Source organism: Bacillus sp. DHT2, from assembly GCF_026241455.1.
Classification (GTDB): Bacteria; Bacillota; Bacilli; order Bacillales; family Bacillaceae_G; genus Bacillus_A; species Bacillus_A pseudomycoides.
Map to the genome: position 1 here is coordinate 897121 of NZ_JAPHWH010000001.1, position 13356 is coordinate 910476.

The window sequence follows — 13356 nt, forward strand, 5'->3', positions numbered from 1 at the left end:
AAGAACTTCATTATTTTTGCAATAGAGTCTTATTGTAACCAGTCTTAGGAAGGGTGATTTGAAATCTCGTTTTCCCTTCGTCTGTATGTAAATAAATTTGGCCTCCGTGTTTCTCCACGATATGTTTTGAAATGGTTAAACCAAGACCTGTTCCCCCGTCGCTTTTTCTTGATTGATCTCCCCTAAAAAATGCTTCAAATACTTTTTCTTTTACCGCATAAGGAATGCCGATGCCATCATCGATGATATTGATATGTATCTTTTGAGTATCTTCAATTAGTGAAATAAGAATGTTTGTTCCTTCTGGGTTGTATTTTAGGGCATTGGACAGTACGTTAGAAACGGCACGATATAACAATGTATAGTTAAACAAAACGTATATTTTCTGAAAAGGGATTTCAAATTGAAAATTAAATTGTTTTTCTTCAAACAGGCTATAATATTCGGCAGCTATTTCACGAATAAATTCACAAATATCCAATGTGTCAGTTGGAAATGGATAGTCAGGGCTTTCAAGTTTAGACAACTCAAAGACATCCTCAATTAATTCTGTAACGAGTCGTGCTTTTGTATGTATGGTATGTAAAGCTTGCTGTTTCCTCGCTTCCTCCTTAATAAGACCCAATTGTAGTGCTTCAACATAGCTCTGAATAGTTGTAATAGGAGTTTTTAAATCGTGAGAGATATGGACAAGCATGCGCTGCTTGCTTTTTTCTAATTGTTTTTTCTCAATTTCTGTTTTTTCTAGTTTTTCAGCCATTAGGTTAAAGTCATTCTGTATTTGCATTAATTCATAGTTGGATTTAAAACGAAGCCTTTTGTAGTAATAGCCATTTGTGATGTTTCTAATTCCATCAGCAATTGAACGTAAAGGATTTGTTATTTTCATAGCCATCCAGCGACTATATATATATACATTAAGCCCGAATAAAAGGAGAAAAAGGACAAAGGTTTGAAGTAGCAATTTTGTAAAAGCTGTAATATGGTCTTTCGCTGCACTTGTTATCGAGAACTCTTTCTTTACATATGTTTTTGGAATCTTAACGAGACAATAAGCTGTTTTCCCGTCTTTCGTTTTAAATGGTGCTAGAGAAGAGTAGTACGGATTCTCCTCTTGGTCGTAAAAAAGGGTGTTTAATTCTTTTTCCGTATAGGCGGAGGATTTATCTTGTTTTTTTCCTTTAACATAAATAACTTGCAGATTTTCATCGAGAATTTCTACCCAACCATCAAATGACTCAATTGCCTCAGAGGGGATGTCTGCATAGTTCTGTCGTACGATTTCAGTCGCTTTTAAATTAGACAACATAGTATTATCGAATTTCTGTATCATTTGAAAATTTAAAATGACCAGCAAGATAACGACAGTAATTCCAACGGTCAACGAGAAGAAAACATAAGTTTTAATTAAGGTGTTAAATATCTTATTTTTATCGCTCATTCAATTCTTCCTTTTTAGCAAATCGATAACCTAAGCCTCGTATAGTTTTTAAATAAACTGGATTTCTCGGATGATCTTCAATTTTTTCTCTCAATCTACTGATTTGAACCATAATAGTATTGTCATCCGAATAATAATGATCGGACCACACGTTCTCAAAGATTTGTTTTTTCGTAAAAATACGACCTGGCTCCCCCATAAATAGCTTCAATAATTTATACTCAAGGGCGCTAAGTTTAATTTCGTGTCCCCGCTTGTCAAGAATACAAGAGTGGTGATCCAACACTAGGTCATCAATACATGTTTGAGAACCCTCTTGATTAAGTGAGTCAGTATTAAAATCATATGTTCTTCGAAGTTGAGCTTGGATTCGCGCTAATACCTCCAACAAGCTGAATGGTTTCGATATAAAATCATCTGCTCCTAGCCCTAGTCCCATAATTTTATCCATTTCTTGATTTTTGGCAGAAAGAATAATAATAGGCATTTTATATTCTTTCCGAACTATTTTAATCAATTCGTACCCATTAATATTCGGCATCATAATGTCAATAATAGCTAGATCAATTTTAAATTTCTGTATAAAATTTAAAGCTGATTTACCATCACGCGCTTCCAGTATCGAAAAGCCTTCCATTTCCAAAAAAAGTCTTAGTATCTCTATGATTTCAGGCTCATCATCAACGATTAAAATAGTTCTCACCATCTTCTCCCCCGTTTCTACTAGTTAAAATCTTGCTTAAAACTAACATTTCCCTTTTGTAAGATTATTGTAAGATAAATGACAGTTAAGGGAAAGATTAACATTGTAAGGTGGAGTTATCTTAAACGAAAGGCAACTGGAAAAACTTATAAAGAAATGCAAACTAAAAAAGCTAACTACCGAATAAATCTAGAAAACTTGAACATCATGATACTTGTATGTTAAGTGGCTTCCAGTTATGCATTTGATTAAAAAAGTAGGTGAACCAGCACATGTAAAATCTGCTCAGTACAAAAAGAATTTACCCCTAAGATGTTTAGATTCGTATCATAATCAAATCCTCGAATGTGAAAAATGAATGTTTCTATGTTTCTAGTGTACTAGAGTGGATGTTTTAAATAGTTAAAGGAGTGATAGATATGTCATTATCAGTAACCTATGAACAGTATGAGAAAGCAGAGCGTCTGCTTTCTTGGAACACTGTAAAAGATGTATGTAACGGTAAGGTTTTTCCTAATTGGTTAGATAAAGGAAGCCGTTTTTGGTATCAAAGAGATATACAAAAAGAAAGTGAATGCGGCAAACAATTTGTATTAGTTAATCCACGATTAAACACTAAAGAATCCGCTTTTGATCATGCTAGGCTTGCAGAGTCCCTCTCAAATGTAATTAACCGTCAGGTCGACCCAGATAACCTTCCCTTCAATTCCTTTACTTATATCAATGAAGAGAAAGCAATTCAATTTGAAGTAGATGAATCCACGTGGATTTACGATTTAGCTAAATACCAGTGCAAACAAATCAGGACTAAAAAAGTACCTGCGCATGAACTTCGATCCCCTGACGGGCGCTGGTCTGCGTTTATCAAAGGATATAATTTATTTGTACGTTCTTTAGAAACAGGGAAAATCATCCAACTAACTCATGATGGTACGCGATACTATGATTATGGTATTCAACCGGAATCAGAAATTTCCGCTGTCGTTAAACGATTATATAATCCTAAAATTCCACCAGCAGCACTCTGGTCACCGGATTCCAAACAAATCTTGACGCACCGGCTTGATCAACGCAAGGTACGAAAAATGTCTCTTCTACAGTCAGTTCCTCCTGAAGAAGCAAAGCCGCCTGTCATCCATTCGTATCGTTATCCACTAGTCGGAGATAAACACCTTCCATTAGCCCAATTTGTAATTTACGATATTGAACAGCAATTGATGATTCAATTGGATACAGAACCTATGATTACGGGATTAGTATCACCGCTCAGTCCTAGTTGTCAAACAGCTTTTTGGACAAACAACAGCGACTTTGTTTATTTCACAAAAATGTCTCGTGACTATCGATCTATGCAATTTGTTGTCGCTAATGCAAAAACTGGTGAAATTCAAACTTTGTTAGAGGAGAAAAGTGAGACTTTCCTATTTACAGATCTCTACAACATCAAAAGTGGAAAAGGTATAAATGTCCAATGGTTATGCCATGATAACACTTTTATTTGGCATTCCGAGCGTGACGGATGGTCACACCTTTATCTTTATGATAGTCGTACAGGAAGACTTAAAAACAGAATTACCTCTGGATCCTGGACAGTCCGTCGATTAATTGGTGTTGATGAACAAAAAAGTTGGGTGTATTTTACTGCTAGCGGCCGAGAGCCGGGACGGGATCCTTATTTTCAGCATCTTTATCGAGTTCGGCTAGATGGATCAGACTTAGTGCTCCTTACACCTGAGGATGCTGAGCATGACGTGTTTATTTCTCCTGATTATTGTTTTTTTGTAGATACTTTTTCACGTGTAGATATACCACCTAAATCTGTATTGCGTTCAACCGATGGAAAATTAGTTTGTGAACTGGAACAAGCTGATATTGAACTTCTCTTATCAAATGGATATCAAATACCAGAACGTTTTACTGTCAAGGCTGCCGATGGGATGACTGATTTGTACGGAGTACTGATTCCTCCTGCAAGCACAAACACAAAGTGTAAGTATCCCATCTTGGATTATATCTACGGTGGTCCTCAACTACTCCACACGCCAAAAGAATTCATTTGGGGAGGGGAGTATTCAGTAGAACAACCGATTGATCTAGTCGGCGGTGCCCAATCTTTTGCACAGCTTGGCTTCGCCGTTATTCTAATGGATGGAAGAGGCACACCTTACAGGTCAAAGGGCTTTCATGATTTTTCTGATGGGAAGCTGGAATGGTCTGCAGGAATTGAAGATCATGTAGTAGCTATTAAGCAACTTGCGGAACAGTATCCTTTTTTAGATTCAGAAAAAGTAGGTATTTACGGCGAATCTGGAGGTGGATATGCAGCCGCTCGAGCTATACTGACTTATCCGGATGTGTATAAGGTAGCAGTATCTGGGTGCGGGAACCATGATCAACGCTTATACTTAGCGGCTTGGGGAGAACGATTTCAAGGACTTTTCAATTCAGAACTATACCGTGAACAAGATAATACTAGATTGGTTAAGAACCTAAATGGAAAGTTACTTTTGGTAACAGGAGACCTGGATGATAATGTCCATCCTGCTTTAACCATGCGAATGGTAAATGCTTTGATTAAAGAAAACAAAGACTTTGACCTACTGATTCTCCCTAATCGGCAGCATGGGATTTCTGTAGATGTTTACTTTATACGTCGACGATGGGACTATTTTATACGAAATTTAATGGGCGTAGAACCACCAAAAGAGTATGCGATTAAAGATCCTATGTTTCCAGGATGATGAAGATACTCAGTCCTGGCTTAAAAGATGGAAATGCTAAACTAAAAGATAAAGTAGCTCCATGGGCTGAACAAGCGGTCAAAACGGTAGTTGCTTTAGAGTTATATGGTCCCGAAGTGACGAAATATCGAGATGGCGCGGTAAGATATTATGCGAAAAGAAATATGACCCACCAGGAAGCAGCGGCTATGATTACCAGAGCTTTTCACAAAAACTTTGGCAACTAAACCATATATAACTGAATAACTAATCCAGCATAAAATTGAAGTTTGGATACCCTAGGCTACTGCTATTATTCGCCCAGCAAAATAAATAAGGTCAACCAGAAAATCCGGTTGACCTTATAATTTAATCACACCCGTTAGCTCAGTACGTTTACTTGCCTCATTATTTTTTTCATATGTGTAACTGTTGCATATCCCCTTCTAATTTTTACTTTCACCTTTAAGGATAAAAGACTTTTATAATTCCATGTATTATAATAACAATTTGTGAATTTCTTCAATACTTAGACCAGTGAATTTTGCAATGTCTTCTAACGGCATATCATTCTTATGCATACCACGAATTAATTGTATTTTTCCTTGTTCACTCCCTTTTTCTAAGCCCTTTTCTAGCCCCTCCTCTAAACCTTCTTCACAAGAATGCGCTATTTTAGCTTGTTCATCTAGAAGTACTTTCTCACAAACTTCATACGCTGTTCGGAATGTAGAGTCATGGCTTATATTCTCCCATTTATTCATTGCCTTCTTTAAAATTGGATCTTGATTCATCGTAATCTCCTCCAATGTTTGAGTTAAATGTTCGTCTTCATGTGCTGGCAGTAATAACATCCAACGAGCAAACGCATTTTCCCACGGATTCACTTTTTCTTCACGTCATTATTTTACAAGTTTTGGTATTTCTGAAAAATGTATTTCAATGTCATCACTTAAGATTTGTTGCGTTTTTGTATTCCATAATTGTCCGATAGTTTGAAATGCTTCATCGTGAGAAAACAAAATAAAATCTAATAAATCAATCATTTCTAAGTTTCCTTCTCTCCTATATCTAACCTCTTCACATCAGAACGTAACACCACCGTACCTACTTCAAAATTTGTTAAGGACTGTTAGATTTCTCCTATTTCTGAAATTTATTTTATTAATTCAATATAGTACGTGAAATTATATATGATAATTGTATTTTTTGATGGGAGAATGAGGTTTTACTATTTTGCTAATGAAGAAATCTGAAAAAATAAAAAAGACACCTATAATGTGCCTTTTTCTGACTTGATAACCACTTTAATTTTAATAATATAAGTGCTGGACTCCCATCCAATTACCATTTTACCATATCTATCTATATTGTGTGTTGAGAAAATGAATTCAGCACATTACTTTGTTAAGGGAAATTACGTTTTACTCTCTTTTTTCTTTATGCACTTTTTCGGGTTCTGGTGCAGATATATGAAGAAGAACATGGATGGTAGTAGGTTCTCGTATTTTATGCTATAAGTCCAAACACTTGAGGAATAAACTCTTTCTGATTTTGAACAGACTTGTCCTGTAAAATAATTTTCTCTTTTTTATCATATGCATCGCTTCTATTCCAGAAAGAATAGCCTTGGTAGTACGAAAAAATTTCAATCCAACCATATTAGACATAAAGCTTTGAAAATTAAAAGAGTGTGTCGTTAATACCAATACTGGTATAATCCAAATCAATAGTATGGAACCTACACCAAAATAGATAGATCTTTTCTTCCATTTAATGTGCTTAAACCATAAGGAAGCCCCAAAAACTAAAAGCGAAATTAATATAACGATAGAGAGTAAAACAAAAATATAATCCCCGGTTCCCTTAAATAAAGATACGAACCAATCTGTAAGCCAGGAAATATCAAATGGTAGATCTTCGCTTTTCGTTTTAGGAGAAGCAGCGGAATACAACACCTCCAAATCATTCATCCCCTTTCTGAAAAATATATTTGAATAAGTAATTAATTTTTTAAAATCTGTCTCTAAATCAAAAACAAAAAAGAGCTGTAAATTTACCATTACAGCTCCTATTTCTAAAAATTCATAAGGTTGTCTATTTCATTTTATTTCAGCTAATTCTTTTGCTAAATATCGATAAGCAATGTCAAAATACTCTTGTTTCCCCCAACTTTCTGCATTCCCAATCACTACGAATACCTCTTTTGCTCTACTTGCTGCAACATTGAGTAAATTTGGCGTACTAGAAGCCCATTTTAGTGGACCTTGTTTTTGATTATCTACTCCTAATACAAAAATAACCATTGGTGCCTCTTTCCCTTGAAAAGTGTGCACAGTCCCAATTTCAATATTTTCATACTCTTTCCCAGGTAGTTTTTGTTGTTTTAGTTGCTTTAATTTTTGAACAACACTTACAAAAGGTGAAATAATATAGCAAGATTTATCTGGGTTATCTTGCGAGAATTTTTTTGCAATCTCAATTGCTTTTTCACCTTGTTCGGGAATAAAGTGATTTCCTGACCCATATGTTTTCCCACCTATATCTAACCATTGGCTAACATATTGAGGCTTACTTTCTTTACTTTTAGTATCCGTTAATCCGTAGAACATTTTACCTTGATACGTTGTTTCATTACATATTGAAAACATTGGATTTTCACATCTTCTATGAACACGCAGAGGTGACCCTAACCATGTTTTATTCTGATTCGAGTCAATCATCTCGCCTCCATATCTATTATTAAGATCAGCAAACTCTTGAACACTGACTTCATTTCTAGTTAAACGATAATAGAAATTATATTGCTCATGTATTCCAGCACTGTCATTTGCAATTAGTTTAAGTTGGTCATCACTTAATGTAACAACAGGAGGAATTTGCAAGGGATCTCCTACAACAACATTCCTAGAGCGCCAAATCGCACCTATTGCAGATTGGGGAGTAGCTTGGCCTGCTTCATCAATAAACAACCAACCTATATCCTCCGTCTTTAAATCTTTTAAAAACCTTGCAATGGAAGCAAATGTTGATGAGATAATTGGAGTGAGTAAAAATACAGTATCAAACATAGCTTGAATGAAATTGTCTCTTTGGGCTTCGTTAATTTGAGGATCAAGATTTCCTTTTTCTTTACCGCCTAAAAAATAGGTTTTTGCTAAAGATAAGTTCTTTTCAATCCTGCCTTGATTTGCAATTAAAAAAGCATTATATTCACTCATTAACTTTGCAAAAAGTTTACTCCGCTCGCAATTCATCCGCTCATTTTTGTTTTCACCGTCGATATTCACAAATTGTTCCTCTGATGTTTGCCATTTCTTTTCATTAACATTATGAAAGACATCATTCTCTTTTACCGTAGCTATCTTTTTCAGCACATTTTGTTCTAATTGTTTAAATGAATATACGTTTTCATGCTCTAAATCACCAACACGCTGTAAATCCTCTGTAATTGTAGTGAAGTATTCCTTTATATTTGCAGTTTTTCCCATTGCCGCAGAAATTTTCCCCCAGCATTTTTTCTCTTTGTCGAATCCCAAGAATTGATAACCGTTTTTCAGTAAATCTTTATCTTTTGGTAAATCCACGCTTATATTTTCAACTGCAGAATTATTATTAGATGTTACTAAAATACGATACTCCTTAAGTTTAGGGTGAAAGGAATAATAATAATCTTCTTGTCCCTCCGCAAATTGCACTTTTGAGAATACATCTGTGGCCTCTTTTAGAAACTTTACTTTTTCAAATAAAATATTCGCAAATACGTCTTTTAACAACGTCGTTTTACCTGTTCCCGGTGGCCCATTAACAGAAAAAATAAAGCCATTATCTTCTTTTGATTCTGCAATAATAAGATTTAAAGCAACCTGCTGCATAAGTCCTAATGGAAATTCCGAGGGCCATCTCGTAATTGGTATTTTTCGTAATATGCTCTTCATTTCACTTATACTTTCATTCTTAAATAAATCCACCCTCTCACCTGAGTTTTTTAATGCTTCCCAGTTACTTAAAGATAAATAGGTTTCTAAAGCTTTACCAACAGAGCTATCTTTAATTTCATATTTTACTTTTTCTAAATCATTTATATAAAAACTGTTTACGCCTACATGTTCTTTATATGTTAGACGGACATATTTTTCATATTCTTTTTCACTGCAAAACCGAAATACACCATCTTTATCGAAATGTCTCTTTGAAATATATGATTGCAATATACTTTGAATATTCCGTGTCAGCTCTTCCCAATTTTTAAATCTGATATGTATATAATTGATATCTTTTTCTAAAGAATCTTGTTCTTTTAACCCACTAAATTCAAGCGTTTTGTCTTTTTTTCCATAATTATCACTTTCAATTACAGATGATATCGTATTGATTAAATCTGATTCTAGCTCCTTTAGACTCTTCCCTGTACGTAGAAAGTACTTCACAATCGGACTAACCACCACACTAGATTCGAGCGAGGTATCAGGGATTAGCTTAAGCATCTGATTTAGTTGAATATGGATCAAAAAACTATTCGGGTCCTTTTGAAAATCAGTAAAACTCGCTTTTTGTTTAGATTCATTCGAGAAATACCTTAATACTTCATTTTTTGCTACTGGTAAATAAAATAATGACGCATTATTATCTGCAAGATATTTTCCTTTTGCGCTATTTCCTTTTTTTGAAGGAATATTTGCATATCCTGATGTGGAGTTCCATTAGGATTGATAAAATCTGGTATATGAATATTAGGTTCTTTGTGAAAAAAACTTTTAAATGAATGCATAGTTATAGACTCTTTATCGCAATTCATGAAATTGAAATGCTCTAATTCAATAAAATAGTTAAGTGTTTTTGTTGCCGTCTCTTTATAATTCGTTTTTTCTTTATCTGTATCTTTCCTTTTGTTTTGAAAAAAGAATGGAAATATTTTCTTTAATCCCTTCATTATTAGCCTCCTAGTAGCAGAATTTACCTAAATTATACCAAATTATACTTAGATTATTTAATACAATTCTTTTTCTTTCAATTATTTGTATGGATATTCATAATTGATTTTTTATATAAAATATATCTTTTCCCGGTTCTAGGATAATGTAAGTAATTTGTCAAAATGAAAAAAGACCCGTTTGTGAGGTTTGGTTTTGATAATAAAAAGGTGCTTTCATGATTAGAAAACACCTTTTCAATCTACTACTTTATTTTAATAGCCAATACTTTTTACAAATACACTCTTTAATTTTTTTCGAAAATGAATACCTAACGTAATGGCTACAATGATTATCGCTCCGAAGATAATTTTCCCAATGTGCTGTCCAAGCACTTCAAATATATCATGTAAGTTTCCTCCTAGCCAATAGCCACCGATTAAAAAGAAAGATACCCAGAATAGAGCACCAGAGTAGATCGTTATGGCAAAACGACTGAGGGGTAAATTAATAATCCCTGCAAAGTAACCAGTAAAATGACGTACACCTGGGACGAAAAATCCAATAAAGATAAGGAAATATCCATATTTATCAAACCACATTCTCGTTAAATCAATTTTTCTTTGTGTTAAAAATACATATTTTCCATATTTCTGTACAAAAGGCATACCAAGTTTATTGCCTAAAAAGTACTGAATTGTCATCCCAGCGCTTGTACCAATAAATGATAAAATAATTAAAAGCGGTAATTCTAAATCTCCTTTATGTGCCAAATAACCCGCATACACTAACGTCGGCTCCCCCGGAAACGGAAATGCAATATATTCTAACAATGTTCCAACAAGTACTACATAGTAGCCATATTGCTGAAATAATTCATAAACCCATTCCATGTTGTTTTCTCCTTTTTTTCTACAGCATTAATTACGTACAATAACTAGTGATTACACTGGCGTTCGTAGGAATCTCGGCATTTCAATGCTGAGTAGTTTCAAGCCTTTACTGAGAGCGATAATTAAGAAAATAGAAGTTCAACCTAACCATAAAGGTATAAAGCGGAAAACCGTATCACAAATGAGGGATACGGTTTTTACTATTATTTAAAAATCATAACAGTATAAAATACATTAAGTTTTGCCTTCATTGAAGCCAAATGCTTCACCAATCAATTTTTTAATAGACTCATAATCTTCTTTAACTAGACTTCTGTATATTACTTTATCCATCTTTGTAAACTCCCTTTTATATAAGTAAATTTTCATTTCGTATGTAAATATCTTATTATAATAATAATGTCTCCTCTAAGAGGAGAGTCAACGGTAATATTAGAAAAAATATAAAGGAAGTGATTAGGGTGAAAAACTTATTTTCTATTGGAGAAGTTGCTAAAATAAAGGACATTACCATAAAAGCGTTAAGATATTATCATAAAATGGGATAACATTAATGCAAAAAAAACGATATTCTTTTTGTAGGAATTTACAGAAAGAATATCGTTAGACCCAAACTACTCTTAGATTACTAACAACAAAAGACAAGCCTATATGCTAAGTGGTTTTTGACTACAGTATTCAAAAACGCATAGGCTCACGCCTAAGAACATTCATCTCTCACCTAAAATTGTTGTTTCACACCTTCACATTTTTGAAGAAGGAGTCTTCTGTCGAAACATGATAAATTGTTTTGAATTACATCATAATCTGTCATTGAACTGTCCATGTAGATCTCTATGTCTCTATCAAATGATTTTTGTATTAGAACCTGATTTTTTTACCTTTGATATTTTTTCCAGTCTTAAAACCGATTTAGAAAATTCTAAAAATACATTAAGGATCTTTGAGAAACTAACTTTCTTATAATTATGCTTGCTATTTCCTCGATGTTTTCATGTAGAAAGAAATGCTTACCTTCAAAAGAGTGGAATGTACACATTTTATTTGTGTATTGCTCCCATTTTTTTACCTCTTCATATGAAGTTAATTCATCATTTTTTCCATTTAAGATCAGAAAATCAATGTCACATACTTGTATATTATTATTATGTATATATGTCTCTACGATTTTAAAATCCGCTCTTAGAATGGGGAGAAAAATTTCCATTAATTCTTCTGATTGAAACACCTCGGATGGTGTACCACCCATAGCAATAACTTCATTTTTAAATTGTTCGTCAGGTAGATTGTGTCGGATATCTTTTATTTTGCTATTTGGATGATTTCTACCAGACAAAACAAGAAACTCAGGCAATACGTTATTGGAGATTTGTATTTTCCTGGCTAATTCATAGGCAATCAAACTCCCCATGCTATGCCCATATAGAATATATGGTGAATTATTTAGCTGATTAAAAATAATTTTATAGACATCATTTACAGCCTCTTCCATACTATGATAACAGCTTTCTTCAATTCTATATCCTCTACCAGCTAACTCTATTGGGACTACTTCAATATATGGATTAAAGTAATTTTTCCATTTTGAGTAACTAAACGCAGATCCCCCAGCATGTGGCAAACAAAAAATTTTAACCTTTGTCATTACTGTCTCCTTCAATTAAAATTTGTTTATATTTTGACAAATTGTATAAATGTCTTTAATTATTATCTCCTGCGGTAATTCATCCCGTGTTGCACAAGCAGATACCTTATAATTTGACTCAATATTATATTGTCTAAAGTGAAGGTTTTGAGGTATATTCTTGTACGAAATTAAAGTTTGAGATTCTTTTTTTATAGAGAATGAATTTAACGGGATATAAAGCCCTTTCCCAATAGTTTTTATATAACTTTCTTTTAATGTCCAAAGATCAAAAAAATAATTAATTTGTTCATTAGAATTCATATTAGATAAATCATAAAATTCTTCCTCTGAAAAAAATTCATTTGCTAATTTAAGAGCCTCTATTTCCGAAATTTTTTCTATATCAATACCTACATTAGAATTAGCAGTGGCACAGACCACCCATTCTCCTGAATGCGAAATATTAAAATGAAAGTCAGAAAAACTTTCAGCAAAAGGTTTTCCGTACTCATTATATATAAAATTAATTTCGTCATTATTAATTTTATATTTTTGGCAGATTAAAGAACGGACTAACAAATCTCCTATCAAAACCCTATTAGCATCGTCTAAATTTATTAAACGCTTTATTCGTTCTCTCTTCTCATTTGAAATTAAATAACTAAATTGATTAAACAAATGATTTTCAATATTCTTTGGTATTTTCACAGCGTGAATTTGTATGATAAATCACTTCCTTTTTATAAGGATGGCTTCCTATGTATACGTTATAGAAATTCAATTTCATATTATATCTTGCCTTTATTCAAGTGCATATATAGTAGAAAAGGTGCATATTTACATATCAATGAAAATATACACCTTTCCTCAGCAGTATCATCAAAGCATCCGCTTCTGGTACAAAAACTTCAGGGAATTTGCATCATACTATGTTATTTAACAGCTCATGTATGTTTCTATGTCCCTATCAAGCAATTTTTGCATTAGCCCCTTATAAAGTAATGCTCTTGATATACTCGTAATTTCTTACACTTGATGTGCAGTTATTAGACCGCCTTT

At 33.5% G+C, this 13356-nt stretch carries 7 protein-coding genes and 5 pseudogenes; 3 read left to right on the forward strand and 9 right to left on the reverse strand.

The window, feature by feature from the left end; all coding sequences use genetic code 11:
- Positions 1-10: 10 nt before the first annotated feature.
- Positions 11-1441, reverse strand: a complete 1431-nt coding sequence (locus ORL93_RS04880; protein ID WP_018767190.1) for a sensor histidine kinase — start codon at positions 1439-1441, stop codon at positions 11-13.
- Positions 1431-2147, reverse strand: a complete 717-nt coding sequence (locus ORL93_RS04885; protein WP_006094802.1) for a response regulator transcription factor — start codon at positions 2145-2147, stop codon at positions 1431-1433. The genes ORL93_RS04880 and ORL93_RS04885 overlap by 11 nt, the downstream gene beginning before the upstream one ends.
- A gap of 416 nt (positions 2148-2563) precedes the next feature.
- On the opposite strand from ORL93_RS04885, the gene ORL93_RS04890 reads away from it, so the two are divergent.
- Positions 2564-4885 (forward strand): S9 family peptidase, encoded by a 2322-nt coding sequence (locus ORL93_RS04890; protein ID WP_098018950.1) that lies wholly within the window; start codon positions 2564-2566, stop codon positions 4883-4885.
- A complete protein-coding gene (locus tag ORL93_RS04895; RefSeq protein ID WP_003197554.1) occupies positions 4885-5112 on the forward strand; it encodes a hypothetical protein in 228 nt (75 codons plus the stop codon). The genes ORL93_RS04890 and ORL93_RS04895 overlap by 1 nt, the downstream gene beginning before the upstream one ends.
- Before the next feature lie 249 nt (positions 5113-5361).
- Here ORL93_RS04895 and ORL93_RS04900 read toward each other — a convergent pair.
- From ORL93_RS04900 to ORL93_RS04920, 5 genes and pseudogenes are all read right to left on the reverse strand, one after another.
- Positions 5362-5907 (reverse strand): annotated as a pseudogene (locus ORL93_RS04900) (Rpn family recombination-promoting nuclease/putative transposase); the annotation flags it as partial.
- Between the two features lie 466 nt (positions 5908-6373).
- Positions 6374-6870 (reverse strand): annotated as a pseudogene (locus tag ORL93_RS04905) (hypothetical protein).
- Between the two features lie 96 nt (positions 6871-6966).
- A pseudogene (locus tag ORL93_RS04910) lies at positions 6967-9797 on the reverse strand (AAA domain-containing protein).
- Between the two features lie 255 nt (positions 9798-10052).
- The gene (locus ORL93_RS04915; RefSeq protein WP_265958717.1) at positions 10053-10670 is read right to left on the reverse strand and encodes a DedA family protein; all 618 of its coding nucleotides are present in this window, start codon (positions 10668-10670) and stop codon (positions 10053-10055) included.
- A 246-nt stretch (positions 10671-10916) separates the two neighbouring features.
- A pseudogene (locus ORL93_RS04920) lies at positions 10917-11003 on the reverse strand (GNAT family acetyltransferase); the annotation flags it as partial.
- A gap of 98 nt (positions 11004-11101) precedes the next feature.
- On the opposite strand from ORL93_RS04920, the pseudogene ORL93_RS04925 reads away from it, so the two are divergent.
- Positions 11102-11215, forward strand: a pseudogene (locus ORL93_RS04925) (MerR family DNA-binding transcriptional regulator); the annotation flags it as partial.
- Positions 11216-11592: 377 nt separating this feature from the next.
- Here ORL93_RS04925 and ORL93_RS04930 read toward each other — a convergent pair.
- Both ORL93_RS04930 and ORL93_RS04935 read right to left on the reverse strand, forming a co-directional pair.
- On the reverse strand, positions 11593-12315 hold the full coding sequence (locus tag ORL93_RS04930) for a thioesterase II family protein (protein WP_098928940.1): 723 nt from the start codon (positions 12313-12315) through the stop codon (positions 11593-11595).
- Positions 12316-12330: 15 nt separating this feature from the next.
- Positions 12331-13005, reverse strand: a complete 675-nt coding sequence (locus ORL93_RS04935; protein ID WP_098339767.1) for a 4'-phosphopantetheinyl transferase family protein — start codon at positions 13003-13005, stop codon at positions 12331-12333.
- Positions 13006-13356: the final 351 nt, after the last annotated feature.